This is a genomic window from Streptomyces sp. NPDC008139 (assembly GCF_042957025.1).
Taxonomy (GTDB): domain Bacteria; phylum Actinomycetota; class Actinomycetes; order Streptomycetales; family Streptomycetaceae; genus Actinacidiphila.
The window spans coordinates 201,127-220,544 of record NZ_JBIBHM010000002.1 but is presented as its reverse complement, the minus strand read 5'-3'; the positions used below and the strand labels follow the sequence as shown (position 1 = coordinate 220,544).

General features: G+C 70.9%; 21 protein-coding genes and 1 pseudogene. 9 read left to right on the top strand and 13 right to left on the bottom strand.

What is annotated here, in order from left to right; genetic code table 11:
* The 3 genes from ACFZBB_RS04835 to ACFZBB_RS04825 all read right to left on the bottom strand — a co-directional run bounded on the left by ACFZBB_RS04835 (position 1) and on the right by ACFZBB_RS04825 (position 3,104).
* Complete coding sequence (locus ACFZBB_RS04835; RefSeq protein ID WP_391117858.1) at positions 1-678, bottom strand: VWA domain-containing protein; 678 nt, start codon at positions 676-678, stop codon at positions 1-3.
* Between the two features lie 102 nt (positions 679-780).
* Entirely contained in the window at positions 781-2,403 is a 1,623-nt protein-coding gene (locus ACFZBB_RS04830; RefSeq protein WP_391117856.1) for a DNA/RNA non-specific endonuclease, read from the bottom strand.
* A 65-nt stretch (positions 2,404-2,468) separates the two neighbouring features.
* Complete coding sequence (locus tag ACFZBB_RS04825) at positions 2,469-3,104, bottom strand: sensor domain-containing protein (RefSeq protein ID WP_391117854.1); 636 nt, start codon at positions 3,102-3,104, stop codon at positions 2,469-2,471.
* A 567-nt stretch (positions 3,105-3,671) separates the two neighbouring features.
* On the opposite strand from ACFZBB_RS04825, the gene ACFZBB_RS04820 reads away from it, so the two are divergent.
* Together ACFZBB_RS04820 and ACFZBB_RS04815 are read left to right on the top strand one after the other, a co-directional pair.
* Complete coding sequence (locus ACFZBB_RS04820; protein ID WP_391117852.1) at positions 3,672-4,442, top strand: serine/threonine protein kinase; 771 nt, start codon at positions 3,672-3,674, stop codon at positions 4,440-4,442.
* 184 nt (positions 4,443-4,626) lie between these two features.
* Positions 4,627-6,279 carry a protein kinase gene (locus tag ACFZBB_RS04815; RefSeq protein ID WP_391117849.1) on the top strand — a complete coding sequence of 551 codons (1,653 nt, stop codon included), beginning with the start codon at positions 4,627-4,629 and terminating at the stop codon, positions 6,277-6,279.
* A 34-nt stretch (positions 6,280-6,313) separates the two neighbouring features.
* Here ACFZBB_RS04815 and ACFZBB_RS04810 read toward each other — a convergent pair whose 3' ends face one another.
* The 6 genes from ACFZBB_RS04810 to ACFZBB_RS04785 all read right to left on the bottom strand — a co-directional run bounded on the left by ACFZBB_RS04810 (position 6,314) and on the right by ACFZBB_RS04785 (position 12,138).
* Positions 6,314-6,757 (bottom strand): carboxypeptidase-like regulatory domain-containing protein, encoded by a 444-nt coding sequence (locus ACFZBB_RS04810; protein WP_391117847.1) that lies wholly within the window; start codon positions 6,755-6,757, stop codon positions 6,314-6,316.
* 60 nt (positions 6,758-6,817) lie between these two features.
* Positions 6,818-7,117, bottom strand: a complete 300-nt coding sequence (locus ACFZBB_RS04805; protein WP_391117845.1) for a hypothetical protein — start codon at positions 7,115-7,117, stop codon at positions 6,818-6,820.
* Positions 7,118-7,261: 144 nt separating this feature from the next.
* A complete protein-coding gene (locus ACFZBB_RS04800) occupies positions 7,262-8,335 on the bottom strand; it encodes an HTTM domain-containing protein (RefSeq protein WP_391117843.1) in 1,074 nt (357 codons plus the stop codon).
* A complete protein-coding gene (locus ACFZBB_RS04795; RefSeq protein WP_391117841.1) occupies positions 8,325-9,011 on the bottom strand; it encodes a DUF5819 family protein in 687 nt (228 codons plus the stop codon). Before ACFZBB_RS04795 ends, ACFZBB_RS04800 begins: the two co-directional genes overlap by 11 nt.
* Positions 9,012-9,160: 149 nt before the next feature.
* On the bottom strand, positions 9,161-10,441 hold the full coding sequence (locus ACFZBB_RS04790; RefSeq protein WP_391117839.1) for an ice-binding family protein: 1,281 nt from the start codon (positions 10,439-10,441) through the stop codon (positions 9,161-9,163).
* A 341-nt stretch (positions 10,442-10,782) separates the two neighbouring features.
* On the bottom strand, positions 10,783-12,138 hold the full coding sequence (locus ACFZBB_RS04785; RefSeq protein ID WP_391117837.1) for a peptide ligase PGM1-related protein: 1,356 nt from the start codon (positions 12,136-12,138) through the stop codon (positions 10,783-10,785).
* A 173-nt stretch (positions 12,139-12,311) separates the two neighbouring features.
* Between ACFZBB_RS04785 and ACFZBB_RS04780 the strand changes: the two genes are divergently transcribed.
* From ACFZBB_RS04780 to ACFZBB_RS04770, 3 genes are read left to right on the top strand one after another with little or no spacing between them, the layout of a single operon-like run.
* The gene (locus ACFZBB_RS04780; protein WP_391117835.1) at positions 12,312-12,953 is read left to right on the top strand and encodes a HemK2/MTQ2 family protein methyltransferase; all 642 of its coding nucleotides are present in this window, start codon (positions 12,312-12,314) and stop codon (positions 12,951-12,953) included.
* Positions 12,937-13,206: a CDGSH iron-sulfur domain-containing protein gene (locus ACFZBB_RS04775; RefSeq protein ID WP_391117833.1), complete on the top strand. Its 270-nt coding sequence runs from the start codon at positions 12,937-12,939 to the stop codon at positions 13,204-13,206. Before ACFZBB_RS04780 ends, ACFZBB_RS04775 begins: the two co-directional genes overlap by 17 nt.
* Positions 13,206-14,282 carry an iron-containing redox enzyme family protein gene (locus ACFZBB_RS04770; RefSeq protein WP_391117831.1) on the top strand — a complete coding sequence of 359 codons (1,077 nt, stop codon included), beginning with the start codon at positions 13,206-13,208 and terminating at the stop codon, positions 14,280-14,282. The genes ACFZBB_RS04775 and ACFZBB_RS04770 overlap by 1 nt, the downstream gene beginning before the upstream one ends.
* A gap of 118 nt (positions 14,283-14,400) precedes the next feature.
* Here ACFZBB_RS04770 and ACFZBB_RS04765 read toward each other — a convergent pair whose 3' ends face one another.
* The gene (locus ACFZBB_RS04765) at positions 14,401-14,856 is read right to left on the bottom strand and encodes a hypothetical protein (RefSeq protein WP_391117829.1); all 456 of its coding nucleotides are present in this window, start codon (positions 14,854-14,856) and stop codon (positions 14,401-14,403) included.
* Between the two features lie 284 nt (positions 14,857-15,140).
* Here ACFZBB_RS04765 and ACFZBB_RS04760 point away from each other — a divergent pair, with 284 nt between their 5' ends.
* On the top strand, positions 15,141-15,881 hold the full coding sequence (locus ACFZBB_RS04760) for an alpha/beta hydrolase (protein WP_391117827.1): 741 nt from the start codon (positions 15,141-15,143) through the stop codon (positions 15,879-15,881).
* 288 nt (positions 15,882-16,169) lie between these two features.
* Positions 16,170-17,069 carry a GNAT family N-acetyltransferase gene (locus ACFZBB_RS04755; RefSeq protein WP_391117825.1) on the top strand — a complete coding sequence of 300 codons (900 nt, stop codon included), beginning with the start codon at positions 16,170-16,172 and terminating at the stop codon, positions 17,067-17,069.
* Between the two features lie 36 nt (positions 17,070-17,105).
* Here the strand turns inward: ACFZBB_RS04755 and ACFZBB_RS04750 are convergent, their stop codons facing one another.
* Positions 17,106-17,492: a DoxX family protein gene (locus ACFZBB_RS04750; RefSeq protein WP_355345577.1), complete on the bottom strand. Its 387-nt coding sequence runs from the start codon at positions 17,490-17,492 to the stop codon at positions 17,106-17,108.
* Positions 17,493-18,011: 519 nt separating this feature from the next.
* Between ACFZBB_RS04750 and ACFZBB_RS04745 the strand changes: the two genes are divergently transcribed.
* Positions 18,012-18,434 carry a hypothetical protein gene (locus ACFZBB_RS04745; RefSeq protein WP_391117823.1) on the top strand — a complete coding sequence of 141 codons (423 nt, stop codon included), beginning with the start codon at positions 18,012-18,014 and terminating at the stop codon, positions 18,432-18,434.
* 242 nt (positions 18,435-18,676) lie between these two features.
* Here the strand turns inward: ACFZBB_RS04745 and ACFZBB_RS04740 are convergent.
* Positions 18,677-18,854 (bottom strand): annotated as a pseudogene (locus tag ACFZBB_RS04740) (LysR family transcriptional regulator); the annotation flags it as partial.
* Here ACFZBB_RS04740 and ACFZBB_RS04735 point away from each other — a divergent pair.
* The gene (locus ACFZBB_RS04735) at positions 18,772-18,999 is read left to right on the top strand and encodes a hypothetical protein (protein ID WP_391118511.1); all 228 of its coding nucleotides are present in this window, start codon (positions 18,772-18,774) and stop codon (positions 18,997-18,999) included. The pseudogene ACFZBB_RS04740 and the gene ACFZBB_RS04735 overlap by 83 nt on opposite strands.
* A 24-nt stretch (positions 19,000-19,023) precedes the next feature.
* Here the strand turns inward: ACFZBB_RS04735 and ACFZBB_RS04730 are convergent, their stop codons facing one another.
* Positions 19,024-19,416, bottom strand: coding sequence for a hypothetical protein (locus ACFZBB_RS04730; RefSeq protein ID WP_391117821.1), 393 nt, complete (start codon positions 19,414-19,416; stop codon positions 19,024-19,026).
* Between the last annotated feature and the right edge of the window lie 2 nt (positions 19,417-19,418).

The following is a 19,418-nucleotide window of genomic DNA, read 5'->3' as shown; positions in this document are numbered from 1 at the left end:
TCACACCTCGTCGATCGCCATGGTGAACTGATCGGGACGGTCCACGACGAGCTGCGGATTCGCCGAGTTCAGCGCGTACCCGGAGGCGACCAGGCTGGCGGTCAGCGAGCGGAAGAACTCGGAGATGGCCTGGCCGAGGTCGGTCCCGGCCTTCGCGACGAAGGCGAACTCGGGACGGGTCGCCACTTCGAGCATGGTGTCGGCCCGGGCATCACCGATGCCGCAGGCGATGATGTTCGGCGCCGCGGGGGTCCGGGCCTTGTCGGTCAGCTCGGCGTGCGGGCCGCGCCAGGACCTGCCGTCGGTGGGCTGCCCGTCGCTCAGCAGGAACACCACGGGGCGGTGCACCTTGTATCCCTCACCGCGCAGCCACTGCACATCGGCGGGAATCCGGTCCAGCAGATCCTCGAACACGGCCTTGTAACTGGTGAGTCCACGAATCTGCACCTTCGGCAGGGTGCTCTCGGTGCGCATGTCGGCCACGGCCAGCCGCACTTGCACGTCGTCGGAGAACCCCAGTACCGCCAGCCGCAACTTGGCCGCGACCATCGGCTCCGCGCGAAGTCCCTCGCACAACGACACCAGCCCGTTGGAGAGTTCCTCCAGGTACGGACTCATCGAACCCGACTCGTCCGCCAGCACATACGCCGGCAGCAGCACGCCCCTCGTCTCGGACATCTTCGTTCCTCTCCCTGCGTGACGGTGTTTCCCGCGTGATAGGTGGCTCTTGCGGAGCCCGGTGTTCTCTGCCGGTCGCATGCGACGGTCGGTTCCGTAGGGTCACGATCCGTTGTGGCAGCGGCTTCCGGCGCCCGTGGGGTTGTTCTCGATGACGCATTCCTCTTCGACGTCGCCCTGGGTGTGATAGCTGATTGACGTCGGCACGGCGGAATTCGGGTCGCCGTATTCCGGATACGCCTCCACGTACACATGGCCGCCCGCCTTGATGGCCTTCACGACCGGCTGTTCCGCGTACGTGTACATCCATTGGTTGGCTTCTTGGAACAGCGGAACGAAATTGCGGGTGTCGGTGTTCGACCCGCCCATGGCGAATCCGATGAGGTGTCCCCGGGCCCGGTTGCTCGCGGGCAGGGTGCGGAGACCCGGCAGCGCGAATCCAAGCTTGATCTGTCGGTCGCCGGTGTAGTTCTTCACGTCGAGTTGCCCGTAGGCCCCGGTGGCCACGCATTCTCCGGCCTGCTTGTGGCGGGGCAGATAGACGATGCTGCTCCCGGTGAATCCCGCACCTGTACTGCAAGGGTCGTTGACGCGGTCGTCCGCGGGGACGGTAATGGTCCTGTCGATGACGACCGGGCCGCCGTCGACCGTCGCGGTGGCCTGTCCCCCGTGTGCGAGGACGTTGTCGAAGGCGCTCCGTGCCCGGTCGGCGTCCGTGTCGGGGGCGGCGTCACCGTGCCGGATACCGACGGCCGCGTAGTGTCCGTCCGCTTCGGGCACGACGGCGTCGTAGGTGACCGAGGGCGCCAACCGCGCCGCGTCCGCCGCCGATACGTTCGAGAGCGCGGTCGGTGAGAGCCGTACCACGACGGGCTGGAACCTCACGGGCATGTGCGTCACCACCGCGTAGCGACCGAGCGACGCGACCTCGTCGGCACGTGAGGCGGAATCGCCGCCGGGCGCCCGGATCGCCTGGCCGGTGAGGTCCAGGGGCTCGGTCGCGTCCGCGCCCTGAGCCATGGTCGCGGCCTGCGGCGGCGGGGCGTCGAGCAGGGCCTGGAGCGCGGTCACCATTTGCAGGAGCAGTTGCCGATGCTCCGTCTCCAACTGACTCCGGTCGGACCTCCAGGTCCGGGTCCGCGCGTTGTGCTGAGTCATATCCGCGGCCAACCGGGTCTTCTCGGCGCCGAGTTGGGCCATCTCGGTGTCGAGCTGCCGCTGCTCGGTCTTGATCGACGCCGTCTCCTGGCTCAACGCGACGCCCTCGGCGTCGAGTTGCTCCTTCTGAGCCTCGGCGGCGGCGTACGCGGACTGCTGTTCGGGGAGGACGAAGTCGTGCGGGGTGGCGTTGTAGGCCGCTACGCGTGCGTTGTACGCGTCCATCTTGCTGTTGTGGGCCGCCGTCTTGGCCGCGCAGGCGGCGTCCTTGGAGTTGTAGGCGGCGCCCCGCGAGTTGTACGAGGCCGTGGCCCTGGCCAGGGTCCGCTTCTCGGCGGTCAGCTTCGTCTCGCGCTGCTGGAGCGCCGTGACCTCGTTGTTGTAGATGACGGTCTTGAGGGTGAGGCCGGCGGAGATTCCGCCGGGGGCGGGGAGCGGCGCGGGGACCTCGGTGCTGACCGCGGCGGGCGCTGTACGGGGGACCGTCGCGGTGGCGGCGGCTGCGGGGCCCGCACCGAGGACCGGGATGGCGACGGGGACGAGCAGTGCGGTCAGGGCCGGCACCACGGCACGCCGTCCGCCGTTCCGGCGGGACCGGGACGGAAAGCCGGGCCTCCCACCCTTGGCGTTCATCACTCCGCCACCCCGGCAGCGATCCGCTCGGTGAGCGCCTGGACGGTCGGCCGCCCGTCGCCCGCCTCACAGATCCCCACCTGTACGAGCGACTTGCCCTTGAGCTGGGCCCGGCGATAGCACGCCCAGCCGTTGCCGCCGTCCTGGACTGCGGTCCAGGCGACGCCGTTCACGGCGGTGCCATCGACCCGGTAGGTCCATGGGGAGGTACGGCCGTCCTGGTCGGTGCGGACGGCCGACGGGCAGGAACCGATCCCTGCGGTCAGCGTCCGAAGGACGGCGCGTGCCTTCTCGCTGTCGGGATAGACGCCGACGGCCTGGGTCACCGTGTAGTCGCCGAGTCCTCCGGCGTCCTGGTAGGTGGCGGACAGGAAGGCGGTCCAGTCCTTGCCGAAGACCGCCTCGGTGGTCGGCCCGACCGCGACGCGGCAGCTCGACGGATCGGCGGCCAGGGCGGGAGCCGGCTCGCCCGCCCGCGGACCGGAGGTGAGGGTCATCCCCGTCAGGCGGCTCGCCTCGTCGGGAGTGAGGAGCGCGGCGTGCACCGTTCCCGCGACCAAGCGCAGCGGCACGGGGGCGGGTTGGCTGGGCCAGAACCACCAGCCGACGGCTGCCAGCACGAGGCAGGGCAACATGGCGAGGAGTACCGGCCGCCAGCGACGTAACGTCAATCTGTTGGGCCTGGTGGCGGCCGGAGCTTGGGCAGTGGCAGTGGCCGTGCCTTGTGTCGAGGTCGAGGTCGAGGTCGAGGTCGAGGTGGCAGAAGTACCGGCGGACGGGGGCGGCGTAATCGGGCGGCCGGGTCGCGACGGCGCCCTGGGAGCGGGCGTCCTGGCAGGCGCGGGCCGCCCCATCGGAGGCGGTGTGGCCCGAGGAGTCTGCTGCCAGGTGGGGAGTCCCGCCCCACCCGAACCACCACGCGCCCCGGCGGCGGGGTTCGTTCGCGCTTGCCACGTGCTCTTGTCGGTCGACGCGGTCGGACCGGGTGCGTCTTGCTCGGGCACAGTCACTCCCTCCATGCGGTTGCCGGATGCACCGACTCTGCTGCCGCACGGGGCCGTACGTAACCTGAGGGCTCTCAGGGTCCTCACAACTTCCCCACCGGCCTCGCCCGTCCCGTGGACGCGGGCCGTTGCTAGACTCCTGGCCCTGCGGGGGCGGGCAGCGGGCTGATGACGCGGATGACATGAGGCGCACACGGCATGGAAACGGTCATCGTTCAACTCCCGGACGCACCAGGGCAGGAACCCGAGCGGGCCGGCCGGCCCCGGCAACTCGCCCTCGGCCCTGGGCAGGTGGCCACGTTCGGACGCGGCACCGAGGAACAGCCCGTCGACATCCCCCTCCGCGGCGAGGGTGTCTCCCGCTACGCGGGCGAACTCACCGCGAGCGACGACCACTGGCGGCTGACGAACTTCAGCGCCCGTACGACGTACGTCGTGGAGAATCTGGAAGGCGGCGGCGAGTACCTGAAGGTCGCCCCGCGCCGGCTGGGCGCGCCCATCCCGTTCGAACTCTCGCGCGTGGTGCTGCCGTTGACCGATGGCTTCACCCGGTTCACCGTCTTCGCCCCGCGTCACGCCTTCCTCGACCCCGGGCCGGAGGCCCCCACCGGCCACGCGGCCGGGCTCACCCTCATGCCCTTCGCGCTCGACCCCACGGCCAAGTACTTCCTGGTGCTGCTCGCCCTGTGCGAGCCCCGGCTGCGCGACCCGTCCAGCCTTGCCATCCCCACGGTCGGCGAGGTCGTCAACCGACTGCGTCCTCTCCCCGACTGCGGTGACCTGACCGCGTCCGCCGTCAATTTCCACATCGACTACCTGGCGGGCTCCAAGCTCAAGGTGCGCGAGCGCACCGGCACGCAGGACAGCCCACGCCTGGGCTGGAAGCGCGAGGCCCTCGTCTCGCTCGCCCTCCGCTTCGACCTGATCCAGGAGAAGGACCTCCAGATCTTCTGGAATCCGCGCGCATGAGCGCGGATCGCTGTGCGCGTGCCGCCGGGCCCCCGCTGTCGGCCGCACGCCTTCCGCGGCGAGCTGATGCGGTGTCACAGCGCTTGGGCGCCAGGGGCTTTCCCTTCATTCACTCCTGCCGCATCTGGCAGACTGTGCGCTCCGGCTGACAGCCGGTGACCGGGGGGAATTCTGGAGGACGAGCGTGTGGGATCGGGGCACCCTGCTCGGCGGGCGCTACACGTTGGCGGAGCGGATCGGCGGCGGCGCCATGGGCGACGTCTGGCGGGCCGACGACGGAGTCCTCGAACGTCGGGTCGCGGTAAAGGTCCTGCGCCCGGAGCTGTTCGGCGACGCCAGGTTCGCCAAGCGGTTCCGCCGCGAGGCCCTGATCCTCGCCGCGCTGGACCACTCGGGCATCGTCGACGTCCACGACTACGGTGAGAACGCCTTCGGCGACGGTACGCGGGTGGCCTACATCGTCATGGAACTCGTCCAGGGCCGACCGCTCGACGAGCTTCTCAACGAGGGCGGGCCCCTGCCGCCGGAGCAGGCGCTCACCACCGCCGCCGAAGCGCTCGACGCGCTGCACGCCGCACACCGGCAGCAGATCGTGCACCGCGACATCAAGCCGTCCAACCTGCTGATCTGCAACGACGGCCGGGTGAAGGTCACCGACTTCGGCATCGCCAGCGACCTCGCCACCTCCAAGATCACACCCGATCACGCCATCGTCGGCACCGCCCTCTACATCGCGCCCGAGCAGGTCGAGGGCCACGACGCCAGCGCGGCCTGCGACCTCTACTCGATGGGCGTCGTCTGCTACAAGATGCTCACCGGGAAACTGCCCTTCGACGGCGACCGGCCCATCGAGATCATGCTCAAACACGTGCAGCAGCCGGCCCCGGCCCTGCCCGCCGACTTCCCTCCCGCCGTGCGCGACTTCGTCGCCACCGCCCTCGCCAAGAAGCCCGAGGAGCGCTTTCCCGACGCCGCGGCGATGGCAGAGGCGGCCCGGGCCGCGGCCTCCGCGAGCGCGAACCGCGCGGTGACCGGCGAAGCCGTCGTCTCCCTCGCGTCCGGAGGGCCGGCCGTGGCCGTGGTCGCCCCCCGGCAGGAGCGGCCGGCGCGTGGGCGTCGCCGGGTCCTCGTACCCGCGCTCGTCTTCTGCCTCGTCGCGGTGGTCGCCGGAAGTCTCCTGCTCCTGCGCCCTTCGCTGTTCCGTGCCGACACGGGCACTTCCGGTCGAGGCGCTCCCGCGTCCACGTCCGGCTCGGCCTCCGCATCAGCCTCCCCGTCAGCGTCAGGTGCCGCGCCCGGTTCGCACGGTCCCGGCGCGTCGCCTTCGGGTTCCGCGTCGTCGCGTACGGCCTCGCCGTCAACTTCTGCCGCGGCGAGCGGCAGCGCGGGCGCGGCGGGCCTGCCGCCCTCGTCCCCGTCCGCGCCGTCGGCGGCGGGAAGCCCTTCCGCCACCCGCCAAAGCGACACGTCCGCCACCACCGAGCCGGGCACGTACCCGATCGACGGCGTGAGCATGAGCGACGACCCCGCCGCGATCAAGGGCTCCGGCGCCTCCGCCGGTCCCGCCGGTGGCTGCACCGCCTGGCTCGACGACGCGGGCTCCGGCAAGCTCTACGGAATGCTGAACACCAGCTACTTCGAGACCTGCCACGCCGAGTTGATCCGCGACGACGGGCTGACCGTCGGCCTCGCCGCCTCCACCGGCGCCGAACGCACCGGCGCCGTCTCGGACATCAACCACAGCGCCCGCATCTGCGTCTGGCAACAGGGCGCAAGCGCCGACAAACAGTGCTCCGCCACGATCACCATCCACAACGGCGCCCCCACGGTCCGCTGACCAGCCGTCCAGCTCAGCGAACAGCCTCAGCTGGTCACGAGACGGGCGGAAGGTGGTGTGAAGCCTGGCGATGCAACGGTGGACGGACCGTGACATCCACATGCACCACCTGCCCCGCTTCGACCGTGACCTCCTGTGATTCGCCCGTCCACTCGCGCCTCGCCTCCGCAATGCCGTGGGTACGGATTGCGTAAATGCCAGGCAGAAGACTCAAGGAGTAGCGTCCGAGATGATTCGTGATCATCGCGATGCTCCGCACCTCGACCGACGAAATCGCTTTCGGCTCCATGACAAAATCTGGGAGCGCCGAACCATCGGCCAGGCGAACGACCCCCTTCACCAGCCCCCGAACCGGCTTTACCGCGCCTTGCGAAAAGGTGGCCACTTCTTCCCCCGCTCGACCGAATCCACAACAGCGATCGTGACTCAGACGACCGCCGGCATGCGGAATGCGGGCGGCGGGCGATCTGGTCGTCATGTTCCGGGATCGTCGTGGCGACGTCGCGCTCGCGCAGCCACGCCCGGTTCAGCCTAATGGTCAGACGGGATCCGTGAACGAGATCGGTTTGCCGGTGGCTTGGGCGTATGCGATCTCCCTGGTCGCGGACTCGCCGACGTAGCCGCCGGGGTTGACGACCAGAACGCGGTCGGCCAGGCCGATCTTGCGCAGGTGGAGGGCGTCCAGTGCGGTCTTCTGCTCGGGGGTGATCGGCTCGTCCGCTTCGCCCGGCGCGACGACGATGGCACCGGCGAAGGTCAGCTCACGGTTCGCCGCACGCATCTCGGCCACGAACCGGGTGGAGCCGCAGATGCAGACAATCTCGGGCCGGTCGGCCACGGCTGAGTCCTTCGGGTCGAACGGGAAACCGTCGGAGCCGACAGTTTACGCGGCGAGATGGACCTCACGCGGCCGGCGGGAGGCGTGCCCGACGTCGAGAGGTCCGGGGGCGCCCGGCTCACCGGCTTCCGCTGGCGACCCGGCCTAGAGCGCGGGTTGGGCGGGGATCGGGGGCGCGCCGGTTGGGTCCGGTGACGCGGGGGCGGGGCGGCGGAATCGGCGGAGCTGGGTGGAGAGGGAGAGGTAGAGGCGGTCGGGGAGGAATGCGGTGTCGGCGATGATCATCGCCCCGGAGAAGAGCGGCAGGCCGAGGAAGAGGGCGATGCCGGTGTGCATGCCGATCAGGACGACGAGGACGGGGTATTTGAGGCGGCCGAACAGGACGAAGGGGAAGGCGACTTGGACGAGGACGGTCACGTAACCGGCGATGACGAGCGCCGTCGGAAAGCTGTCGGCGAGATGGGACAGCGCGGGCCAGGGCTGGAAGAGGGGGAGGTTGAGTACGTCGTGCAGGGCGGTGCCGTTGCCCCAGGAGGCGCCCTGGACCTTGTAGAGGCCGGCGGATCCGTAGAGGAAGCAGACCTGGGCCGCGATGACGAACATGCCACAGTTGTGCAGCACCGTGGTCAACGTGCGGCGAACGTAACGGAGTTGCGCGAGTACGCGCGCGGCCGGGCGGGCGGGGCGAAGCCGAGTGCGGCGTGCGTCCAGGGACCAGCGGCGTCCGCAGGCGGTGAACATCAGGTAGACGGACATCAGCAGGGTGAGGTTGTCGCCGCCGTCCGTCATGAAGAGCGCCCTGGCGTGGAATGAGGCGACGACGACGGCGAAGAGCACGGAGACCGCCCGGGTCCGCCAACCCAGCGCGAAGAGCGCGCAGATGATCACGGCGAAGGCGTAACAGATCTCGAAATAGACCTTGTTGTCGGACAGCGTGAGGACGCTGGCCCAGCCGCTCTGGGCGAAGAGCTGCCGGGCGAGGTCGGGAGTCCACGGCGAGCCGGGTCCCCAGATCTCGTCGCGATGCGAGAACTCCCGCAGCAGGAAGACGAGGTAGAGCAGTCCGTATCCGATCCGCAGCACGGCCGCCGCGTACAGGGACACCGGTCGCTCCGTCAGCAGGGCGTACGCCCTGCCGGTCCAATTCGGGGTGGGCCGCGGCAGGCCGGGCGCGGGCCGCACCGCGTCGTCGGTGGACGTCACCTGGTCAGTGGTCATTCGAGGGCACCTTCCACCAGGGCAGCAAACGGGTGTCGGCGGCCGTGGCCGCGGTGACGACCGGACGCGCGTGCTGAACGGCGACGGGCAGGGTGACCACCCGGAGTTGGACGGACTGGACAGGACCGTCGCCGACGGGTCGGCGGGCCCCCACGCGCTGCACCGCGATGTTGCGCAGGTACCGCTGTGTCATGACCGCGCGGTCCGAGTGGGGCTCGTCGTCGCTCCCGTGCGTGTCCACGTAGGAGGACCAGGCCCGGCGCAGCATGTTCTGGTGGGTGTGGCTGGGGAACGGGTCGTGCTCGACCGCCGCCGTGTCCGCGGCGGTCAGGTCGACCCACGCGGTGACGTGCATCGTCCCGTCGGGGCCGGTGCTCGCGACACGGGCGTAGACCGTCCGGTCCACCGACTCGGGATCCGGCGCGAACAACTGCCAGTTCTGCTCGAAGACCGGGTAGATCCAGGCGTTGATCTGGCGGCCGAACCGCTGTGAGATCGGATTGGCCGGTGCCACGTGCAGGAACACCATGGCCACATGGGTCAATGCCGTGGCCACGATCAGCGCGATTCCGATCCCCAGGCCCGCTCTCAGCGGGACGGGCAGCCGGTGTTGTCCGGAGAACTCCGGTGATTCGTCCGGCAATTCCCGTACGTGCGTGTCGGAATCGACTCGCACCGCTGTCCCTGCTGCCCGCATCTGCGCCTGCCCTCTTCTTTCCGCTGCTGCCTTTTGTGCGGCCCGGTGCCGCGGCGCGCGGCGGATTCGGTGACAATTCCGCCGCGCACCGCTTGTCGCTCACCGAGCGGGGTCGTGCTCCGGGCGCGTCAGCGCTGGTGACCCGCCTGGGAAGCGGGTTGTGCGCCGTAGCCCTGATTGTCGGACCAACCGCCGGGCTTGCCCGGCTTCTTCTTCGGCGGGCAGTGCTTCACGGGCTTCTTGGGCGGGCAGTGCTTCACCGGCTTCTTCGGCTTGCAGTGCTTGCCCGGGTAGTGACCCGTGCCGCCGGTCGAACCGCCGGTGGTGGCCCCGCCGGTCGTCGTACCACCCGTCGTGGTGCCGCCGGTCGTACCGCCAGTGGTCGTCCCACCCGTCGTGGTGCCGCCGGTGGTCGTGCCACCCGTCGTCGTACCACCCGTGGTCGTCCCACCGGTCGTGGTGCCGCCAGTCGTCGTACCACCCGTGGTCGTCCCGGCCGTCGTTCCGCCCGTGGTCGTCCCACCCGTGGTGGTTCCCGCCGTCGTACCGCCAGTGGTCGTCCCGCCGGTGGTCGTGCCACCCGTCGTCGTGCCACCGGTCGTGGTCCCGCCGGTGGTCGTGCCACCGGTCGTCGTACCGCCCGTGGTGGTGCCACCGGTCGTCGTGCCGGTGCCGCACGCCGGCCGCGTGATGCGGTTGGTGTCCAGCGTCACCGAGCCGTTACGGGCCAGGGCGCGGCCGTCGATGCTCGCGCCCGTGGTCACGTTGATCGAGGTCAGGGCGAGGATGTTGCCCACGAAGGTGGAGTTGGTGCCGAGCGTGGCCGAACTGCCGATCTCCCAGAACACGTTGCACGGGGAGGCGCCGTTGACCAGGAGAACGCGGCTCGCGGACGCGGTGGTCAGGCCGGAACCCACCTGGAACACCCACACGGCGTTGGGATCGCCCTGGGCGTCGAGGGTCAGCGTGCCGGTCAGACCGAGCGTGGACGAGGCGGTGTAGACGCCGGGGACCAGGGACAAACCCCCGGCGTCCGGGGGCAGCGCCGAGTCCGTGGCCTGTCCTGCGGCGTCGTTGAACGCTGTGACCAGGTCGGACTTCGCCTGGAGGGCGACCGCGTCCGCCGAGTGCTGGGCCCCGTTGACCAGGCCGGGCGGGAAACCGGTGATGGCGGTGCCGGGGCTCACTCCGAGGTCTCCGGTGATCACCGAAGGACCCGTGTTGGTGACCGTCTGACCGGCCAGTACGGCGAAACTGTCCGCCGTTCCCAGCGGGACGGCCGTGGCGGTGGCATCCGCCTGGGTCGACACCGCGGCGACGAGAGATGCGGCGATCAGCGGCGCGACCACCGCCGCGACCCACGTGGGAATGGTGCGACCTTTCGGCGCGGGCAGGATCTGTGACGTCATAGAGGCGTGACTCCTGACAGGAACGGCAGCGAAGCCCGAAAGGCGGGTTCTGAGGACGGCCGACTCCGTGCCAGGCACACTAAAGAAAGAGATGCGGAAGCGATGCACGCATACGAGTGATGGATTGATTTATCAACCGGCATGGTCGAATATCGCAGAAACGCGAGGCCGGAAAAACGTTCCCCCTATTGCACGTCACGCTGGAATGCGCCGCGAGGAACTCATCGCCATGAGCGGCCGATGAAGAGCGCGGGTGCCCGCCACTCGCGCTCAGGCGGACCGATCCGGCCCATCTCCGGTCGCCGAAACGGAGTTCGCCACGCGCGGACGCGCTCCGGGGTTCAGTCCTGGAGCGCGGACGGCAAGGACGCCGCCAACTCGTCCAGCCTCCGCGCGGAGCCCGCCAGGATCGCGTACCGCCAACTCACCCCGTCCGCAGGGGCGTCGGCGTAGAGGACAACCCCGTCGCCGCGCTCGGGGTCGTAGTCCAGCGCGCGGTCACGGAGGCGGTCGAGAGCGGCGGTGAAGGAGTACGGACCGGACGCGCGGACCGTGCCCGTCGTCCACGTGACGGGGGTGCCGCGGGCGAGGCGGACGACCAGGTCGTACGGGGTGGTCGTCGCGGTGCGCCGGACGTTGGACTCGGTGGCGTACAGGGTGCCGTCGGTGGCCACGAGGGCGTCGATGTCGTACGGACCGCGGTAGCCGTGCGCGATCAGGTGACGGCCGAGGGCCACGCCCCAGTCGCGCAGTTCGTCGCACACCTGCGGGTGCACGATGCCGCGCAGCGGAGCGCGGTAGCCGGTGAAGGAGCCGTCCTCGGTGCGCATGGCACCGTCGAAGAGCGGTCGCGGTCCACCCGCCGCGGCGACGAACTGGGCGCTGATCGAAACGGTGTGGGGGACGTACTCCTCCACGGTCCACCGGCTGTCCGGCCCGAAACCGTCGACACCCCATCCGTCGACGCCCAAGCCATCCGAGCCGAAACGGTCCACACCGAAGCCGTCCACGCCCGAGCCGTCCGCCGCGACCGAGGGATCCTCGGCACCGACGAACCGCAGCCCGTGCCCGCCCGCCGACCGGTCGGGTTTCACGACACCGCGCCCGGAACCGGCCGCGCGGAGCACCGCGCGTACGGTCGCGCGCAAGTCGGGCCCCGAGCAGGTGCGTCCGTACGGCAGGCGCATCCCGGTCCGCTCGGCCACGGCGCGGAAACCGGCCTTGGTGTTGCACAGCTCCGTGACCGCCAGCGCTTCGGCGCCGACCGCCGGCCCGCCGCGACCGCAGGGCGACACCGGCACTCCCAGCGCGGCGGCGAGCGCGAACGTCGAGGCGTCCAGGGCGATGGGCAGCAGCCGGGTGCCGGGGCGGGCCGCCGCGAGGGCGCGCAGTTCGTCGGTCAGGCCGGGCGTGTCGGCCACGGAGTCGGCCATCGCGGCACCGGGTCGGTCACGGACGGTGACGATCCGTACGGAGTCCCTCGGAACGCCGGTCAGGGCGCACGCGTACCGCGCGAACGGCTCGGACAACGGGACCGGGGTCAGCAGCACGTCGCCGGGCCGGGTCAGCCAGATCTTCCGCGGGGCCTGCTCGGCCCACCGGGCGACCACGGCGTGTTCCCGCAGGTCGACAGCGAGTGCGGAGGCGAAGTTGGCAAGAACGATCAATGATGGAGTGCCACTGTCCTTCGGTGCCATAGGGGGTGTGTGCCCGCGATCGCGGCGGGAAACCCGGTTCCGGAATCTGCCGAATCCCTCTCGGGGCGCCGTCCGTCGATTGGTACCCCGCATCCGGGGCAGTCGGCCCTGGACCACACAAATAGGTGACTCAAAGTCATCGCATCATGCGTCGGAGGTGGACCGTGCTGTGTATGCCAGGTGTCTATCAACCCCAACAGGACACCCACCTCCTGATGCGGGCCATGTGCCGCGAGGCCGTGGCACCCGGGATGCACGTGCTGGATCTGTGCACCGGCAGCGGCGCGCTGGCCATCTGCGCCGCGCGGCTGGGCGCCCGGGTGACCGCCGTGGACATCGCGTGGCAGGCCGTGCTCTCGGCCCGCGCGAACGCTCTGAGGGCCGGACGACGGGTACGGGTGCTGCACGGCGACCTCGCGGGGCAGCGGGGACGGCACGACCGCCCGTACGACCTGGTGGTCAGCAATCCGCCCTACGTCCCTTCCCCAGCGGCCGAGCCGCCGGTACGGGGCGCGGCCCGCTCCTGGGACGCGGGGCACGACGGGCGGGCGGTCGTGGACCGGATCTGCGCGACCGCGCCACGCGTCCTGGCACCCCACGGCGTACTCCTGATGGTGCACTCGGCGCTGTGCGGGGTCGAGGCGACGCTGGCTTCCCTGGCGGAGGCCGGGCTGCGCGCGGCGGTGACCGACCGGGAGCTGATCCCCTTCGGGCCGGTACTGCGCGAACGAACGGCGTGGCTGCGGCAGGCGGGACTGATCGACGGGGAGCAGGACAAGGAGGAGCTGGTGGTGATCCGTGCCGAACACGCCTGAGCGACCGCGCCGCGTCCTGGTCGAACGGGACGGGCCCGTCCTGGTCGAGGGGCCGGTGACCGTCGTCGGCGACGACGGTGTCGCCGTGACCTCGCACCGCTTCATGGTCGCGGTGTGCACCTGCCGCCGCAGCCGGACGCACCCGTGGTGCGACACCAGCCACCGCCGCCGGTCCAAGGGCGGCGGGGACGGAGAGCCGCCGGCGTGCGGCGGGCAGCGGACGGCTCCGGCCGGGCCGGAGGGAGAGTCCTGATGACGACCGCGTACCCGAGCGCGTACCCGACCTCTTACCGCGAGTCGCGTGCCACCGCTCCCCCGCTTCCGACGCCTCGCGGGCCGCTGTCGGCCGCCGTGGTGGCGTCGCTGCGCGACGGCGCGGGAGAGCTGCCCGGCGCCGGTCCCGTGGCCGCCGCCGATCCGTACGGCGACGACCTGCAACTCGCCCTCTATTCGCTGTACGAATTGCACTACCAGGGCTTCGCGGGTGTGGCCGACGACCGTGAGTGGGACGTGGAGCTGCTGCGGACGCGCGGCTTCCTGGAGGAGCGCTTCCTGCGCCAGGTGCGCGCGGACGCGCCGGTCCGCCCGCACGCGGCGGACTCCGTCGCCGCGCTGCTGGTCGAACCGGTGGGAGACGACGGCACCGGTGTCAGTCATTACCTCCGGCCCGAGGGCCATCTTGAGCACTTGCGGGAGTACGCGGCCCTGCGGTCCCTGTACCACCTCAAGGAGGCCGATCCCCACGCCTGGGTGATCCCGCGCCTCCACGGCCGGGCGAAGGCGGCGATGGTCGCCGTCGAATTCGACGAGTTCGGCGGCGGGCACGCGGAGGACATCCACGCGCGGCTCTTCGCCGACCTGATGACGGACCTCGGCCTGGACACCGCGTACGGGCACTATCTGGACGCGGCGCCCGCCGAGGCGCTGGCGGTGGTCAACCTGATGTCGCTCTTCGGCCTGCACCGCGCGCTCCGCGGCGCGCTTGTCGGGCACTTCGCCGCCGTCGAGATCACCTCGTCGCCGGGTTCCCGGCGGCTGGCGCAGGCGATGCGCGCCAACGGCGCGGGCCCTGCCGCGGAGCGCTTCTACGACGAACACGTCGAAGCGGACGCCGTCCACGAACAGGTCGTACGCCACGAGGTGATCGCTCCTCTGCTGGCCGCGGAGCCGCAGTTGGACGCCGACGTTGTCCTCGGCATCGAGGCGACGGGACTGCTGGAGGACCGGCTCGGCGCGGCGCTGCTCGACGCCTGGCGGAACGGCCGCAGCGCGTTGCGCACGCCGTTGGAACCGCTACGGGACCGGCCGTCGCCGCGCACCGGAGGCTGACGGTTCCCCTGCCCGACGCCGGTCCGAGGAATCGACCCACCGGCCCGGTCCGGTGGCGGCCCCAGAGCTTTGGGGGGCGCGCCGCCGGGCCGGTGGTCTCTTCCGGGCGGGATACGGGTCAGGCCGGATGCGGCGGCCGGGCCGTGTGGTCGGGGTGGCCGTGCGTGCGGCGCGCCTCCTTCATCTCGGCCTCGTGGATGTGACGCGCGCCGCCCGCCAGGTCGGTGCGGATCTGCTCCTCCATGCGCCGGAAGGGTTCGACGTACGTGTCGTCGTACGCCTCGACCATCTGGAAGGTCCAGTAGCCCGGCAGGACGTTGCGGCCGACGATCTCGCGTTCGAGCCGCTCCGCGTGTTCCGCGTGGCCCGCGGCCCTGAGGTGCTCGACCGCCTCGCCGAGGCGCAGGTCGGCTCCCCCGGTGAGCTGGTGGAAGTCGTACAGCCGCCCGCGCGCCCGCTCCACCGTCTCGAGGGCTTCGGAGAGGATGCCGAGCGCTTCCACCGAGGCGTCGCTCAGCCCGGCGGGACGTCGGGCCGGTGCCGCGGGGCCGCGCTCTTGTTCATGGTTGGTCATGTGCAAGGCCTTCCCCGGCCGGCCGTGTCCATCACGGCGATCGGAGCGGCCGGCGCAAGGGGCCCGCGGGGGACGCGCAGGGACGGCCAGCGGCCGCGGCGTCGCGGAGAAAACCCGTTGGCGAAGCGTGCCCAGCCCTTGCTACCCTCCCGGAGGCCGTGCGAGAGACCGAGGAGGTGGTACCCGTGAACGCAGTATCGACATGGGTGCTCCCCTCTGGGGCCACGGTCGGGCGATAGGTCGTCCGGGAGCGCCGTCAACGAGCACTCCCGAAAGGCACGACCATGCGATTCACTTCTGAGCAGCGCCTCGACGAAGGCGTCCTCGAACGCGAATTCACCCTCGGCGAGATCCCCGGCATCCTGTGGACACCTGATGCGGCGTCCGCGGCGGCACCGGCGCCGCTGATCCTGCTCGGCCACCCTCCCCTCGGGCTGCGCAAGATGTACCCCCGGCTGCTGGGCCGGGCCCTGGGCTGCGCGGCGGAGGGTTTCGCCGCGGCCACCATCGAGCTTCCCGGAAGCGGCGACCGGCCTCGCCTGCCCGCCCTCGATGAGGCCCGCGCCGACCTGCGCCGGGCGATGGAGACCGGCGAGCCGGTCGGGGACGAGATCGTCCACGCCCTCGTCCTCCCCCTGGTCGAGGCGGCCGTCCCGGAATGGCGGACCGCCCTGGACGCCCTTCTCGCACTGCCCGAGGTCGACGGCCCGGTCGGGTACTCGGGAGGGGTGATCTCCGTCGGCGTCCGGCTGGCGGTGGTCGAGCCTCGCGTCTCGGCCGCCGTTCTGTTCGCCGGGAGCCTCGTGCCCCGCGCCATCTTCGAGGAGGCCGAGCAGGTCACCATTCCCCTGCACGTCCTCCTTCAGTGGGACGACGAAGGCAACGACCGGCAGGCATCGCTGGATCTCTTCGACACCTTCGCCTCCAAGGAGAAGTCCCTCCACGCCCACCTCGGCGGACACTCCGGAGTCCCGCAGTCCGCGGGCGCTGCCGCGGCCCAGTTCTTCACCCGCCACCTGAAGTAGCACCGAGCCGTCAACCCGGTCCCGGACGGTAGCCCGCCCCGACCGGGACCGTCACGGAGGAGCGTCACCACCGGCTTGGTGGCACTCCTCCACACGCTCCTGCGACGACGGCCGCGGCGGGCGTGCCCGGCCGTTGAACTCCCGCACGTCGGCGGGTTCGCATGCGTTCAGCGAACCCACGCGGTCGTCGTGCGCCGTCGCCTCCCCTGTGTGCGACCGGAGGCGCCGGGGAGCGACGTGGATCGGTCGCCTCTGGCCCGACGGGTGTTCTCTGACTAGAGTCAGAGAATGGACGCACTACAGATCGCCCAGGTGCGGCGGTTCAACCGCACCGTCACCGAGCACGTGGGCGTGCTCCACGACCGCTATCTGGGCCGGGACCGGCCGATCGGTGAGGCCCGGCTCCTGTGGGAGATCGGCGAACAGGGCCAGGACGTACGGCGGTTGCGCGAACGGCTCGGCCTCGACTCGGGATACGTCAGCCGTCTGCTGCGCTCCCTGGAGGCGGACGGGCTGGTGACGGTGGAGCCGCTGCCCCGCGACAGACGGGTGCGCACCGTCCGGCTCACCGACGCCGGTCGCGCCGAGCGCGCGGTGCTCGACGGCCGCAGCGACGAACTGGCGGGTTCCCTGCTGGAGCCGCTCAACGCCGTCCAGCGCTCCCGGCTGGTCGCCGCCATGGCCGAGGTCGACCGGCTGCTGACCGCCGCGACGGTCACGCTGGACGTCGTCGACCCGGACCACCCCGACGCCGAGCACTGCATGCGGTCCTACTTCGCCGAGTTGCGCGAACGCTTCGACGCCGGTTTCGATCCCGCGCGGAGTCTGCTGCCCGACGCCGGCGAACTCCGGTCGCCGCACGGCCTCTTCCTGGTCGCCCGGCTGCACGGTGAGCCCGTCGGCTGCGCCGGTCTGAAGCTGCCGCCGGGCGCTCCTGCCGAGATCAAGCGCATGTGGGTCGCGCCGCAGGCCCGCAGGCTCGGCCTCGGCCGCCGCTTCCTGGCCGAACTGGAACTGCGGGCCGCCCGCAACGGCCGCGACCTGCTGCGCCTTGACACCAACAAGGCGCTGAACGCCGCGATCAGCCTGTACCACTCCTGCGGTTTCGAGGAGGTCGCGGCCTTCAACGACGAGCCGTACGCCCACCATTGGTTCGAGAAGCGGATCATCACACCGCCGTCGGGATGAGCCCCCACCTCTACGAGGGCCGCGACCACTGCGGCCTCAGCCGGTGAAGGGGTGGGGGCCGAGGCGGCCCCAGGTGATGAACAGGGCCAGGCACAGATAGAAGAGGTTGAGGAGGACGAAGGGGGCTTCGGCCGGGCGGCGGGCGTGGGTGGTCATCGCGCCGACCATGAGGAGGCACCAGCAGATCGCGGTGACGGGGACGAAGAAGGGGGCGACGTCGAGAGCGGCGGGAAGGATGAGGCCGAAAGCGGCGAGGAGTTCGAGGACGCCGAGGGATTTGACGAAGGTGACACTGGCGTCGCCGGTCCAGCCGCCGCCGTGAGTGGCGGTCAGTTTGTCCTTGGGAATGAAGGCCTTGGAAACACCGCCGGTCAGTGCCACCGCGGCCAGCAGCCCGGTGACGATCCACAGCGCGAGGTTCATCGTCCGCTCCTTGATCGGGAATTGCCTGTGCCCCGTAGGACGAGACAGCCGCCGCGGCCTGTGACACGCCAGCGGAAACGGCGCGGGACGAGGGCAGGAACGGGTACGGGACGACGGCAGGAACGGGCGCGGGACCGGGCGCAGCCAAATACGTCGAATTTGCGCATGCTTGAACCTTGCGCGGGCCGCTTTCACCCCTTTTAGCCTTCCCATGGAACCCCTGGGACCGAGAAGTCAACTCCCGCCACTGGCGTCCCCACGCGTAACAGAGCGACCAATTGAACCCATGTGATGCAGGTCGGTCCAACCTGCTTACGGGGTGGGGCGACGTACCGCTATTCTCAGCCCCCGAGTGTTCGTAGAACGACGTCAGCAGGGAGACAAGTCACCATGTCGCACGATGTACCGCCGCCGGGCCCACCGACTCAGCCGCCGAGCGCGAGCGGCCCGTCCGGGGGTTCTTTCGACCCGGCTTCGGTCAACCGACTCGACTGGGCAATTCTCGGTATCGGGTTCATTGTGTTGATCTTCTCGTTCTTCGACTACTACTCCTGGGATTTCGGGAGCGGTTACGGCATCAACCTCGGCAGCGTGAGTTGGAGTGCCTGGCACTTCAGCCATGGGCTGTTCATAGCCTGGTTCGCGATGGTCATCACGGTGCTCAGCGCCGCGGTGCTCGCGGTCAGCCTCTTCGTGCCCACCGTCACGCTGCCCGCGCCCGACCGCATGCTGACCTTCGTCGGCTTCGCGGTGGGCTTCGTCCTGTACCTGATCGCGATCTTCGCGCACTCCGACTTCGGCCCGGCCGGTGGCCACGGCTTCAGCTTCTGGGTGAGCCTGATCCTCGCCGGTGTCGGCGCGGTCATCGCTCTCATGCGGGCCCAGCAGACGAACACCGCACTGCCCGGCAAGCTCAACAGCCTCCCGCGCGTCGGCCGGTAGTCAGGCAGTCCGCAGCGCTACACGCACCACACGCGGCACCGGCCGGACCGCCGCCCCACCCTCAGTACGGTGGAGGCGGCGGTCGGGCTCGCGGCTCCTGCGCACCGACGCGTGCGCGCCGCGCACCACACGCGCTACGCGCCTACGCCTGCCCGCCGCTGCCACCGCCGCCCGTACGAACGAGCCGACAAGCGCCCGGTCGTCGCGCCGCGACCACGCCACGACCAGCCGGCTCGTGGGAACAGCGTCTCGGACGCGAGCCCGGTCAGGTCGTCGAACGGCGCGTACAGCAGCGCCACATCGGCCCCTGCCGTCCCGCAGATGGTCGGCCCGGTCGGTGGCGCCGCCGAACAGCACGTCCACCCGGCGCGCGTCCGGCCGTTCCGCGTACGCGGCGAGGATCCCGGACAGCAGATCCGCCACCGCGATCGTCCACATCGGCGTCGCCGACCTCGACGCGCTCAACGCGGCCTTCGCCATTCCCGGCATCGAAGAACTCATCAGCCGCCGGCAGGCCCGCTACCCGTACCAGGTCGTCTGGGCCAACCACGATCCGCCGGCCTGACCGACCGGGCGGCCGGCCGCGTGCTCAGTGCGCGCGCTTCCGCCGCACCCACGCCACGACGAAGCCGACGGCGGGCAAGGGCAGGGCCAGGATCGCGAAGAGCGCGGCCAGCACGAGGACGATCGCCGCCTTGCCCGCCGGGCTCCCGTCACTGGCGCCGACGATCCGGACCGCACAGGAAGCCGCCGCCCCGGCCACCGCGAGCGCGGCCACGGCGACGGCTCCCCGTCGGACGCCCAGGCGTCCGAGCAGGACGCCCAGCGGGATGCCCAGGACGCCGACGGCGGCAAAGGCGGCCAGCAGGGTGATCACCGTGGGGTCGACGGGCGAGGCCGCCCTCGGCACCCACGGAGTCGCCACCGCGGCGGCGATCCATGGGGCCGAGGCCAGCCAGGCCCTACGCGTCGTGCGTGTCATCC

What these genes read in the sequence shown, in the direction of transcription:
- ACFZBB_RS04785 (WP_391117837.1), bottom strand. Translation starts at nt 12,138, where the DNA reads ATGGCACCGAAGGACAGTGGCACTCCATCATTGATCGTTCTTGCCAAC.
- ACFZBB_RS04755 (WP_391117825.1), top strand. Translation starts at nt 16,170, where the DNA reads ATGGACGCACTACAGATCGCCCAGGTGCGGCGGTTCAACCGCACCGTC.
- ACFZBB_RS04810 (WP_391117847.1), bottom strand. Translation starts at nt 6,757, where the DNA reads ATGACGACCAGATCGCCCGCCGCCCGCATTCCGCATGCCGGCGGTCGT.
- ACFZBB_RS04730 (WP_391117821.1), bottom strand. Translation starts at nt 19,416, where the DNA reads ATGACACGCACGACGCGTAGGGCCTGGCTGGCCTCGGCCCCATGGATC.
- ACFZBB_RS04750 (WP_355345577.1), bottom strand. Translation starts at nt 17,492, where the DNA reads ATGAACCTCGCGCTGTGGATCGTCACCGGGCTGCTGGCCGCGGTGGCA.
- ACFZBB_RS04770 (WP_391117831.1), top strand. Translation starts at nt 13,206, where the DNA reads ATGACGACCGCGTACCCGAGCGCGTACCCGACCTCTTACCGCGAGTCG.
- ACFZBB_RS04800 (WP_391117843.1), bottom strand. Translation starts at nt 8,335, where the DNA reads ATGACCACTGACCAGGTGACGTCCACCGACGACGCGGTGCGGCCCGCG.
- ACFZBB_RS04835 (WP_391117858.1), bottom strand. Translation starts at nt 678, where the DNA reads ATGTCCGAGACGAGGGGCGTGCTGCTGCCGGCGTATGTGCTGGCGGAC.
- ACFZBB_RS04780 (WP_391117835.1), top strand. Translation starts at nt 12,312, where the DNA reads ATGCCAGGTGTCTATCAACCCCAACAGGACACCCACCTCCTGATGCGG.
- ACFZBB_RS04760 (WP_391117827.1), top strand. Translation starts at nt 15,141, where the DNA reads ATGCGATTCACTTCTGAGCAGCGCCTCGACGAAGGCGTCCTCGAACGC.
- ACFZBB_RS04765 (WP_391117829.1), bottom strand. Translation starts at nt 14,856, where the DNA reads ATGACCAACCATGAACAAGAGCGCGGCCCCGCGGCACCGGCCCGACGT.
- ACFZBB_RS04825 (WP_391117854.1), bottom strand. Translation starts at nt 3,104, where the DNA reads ATGTTGCCCTGCCTCGTGCTGGCAGCCGTCGGCTGGTGGTTCTGGCCC.
- ACFZBB_RS04790 (WP_391117839.1), bottom strand. Translation starts at nt 10,441, where the DNA reads ATGACGTCACAGATCCTGCCCGCGCCGAAAGGTCGCACCATTCCCACG.
- ACFZBB_RS04820 (WP_391117852.1), top strand. Translation starts at nt 3,672, where the DNA reads ATGGAAACGGTCATCGTTCAACTCCCGGACGCACCAGGGCAGGAACCC.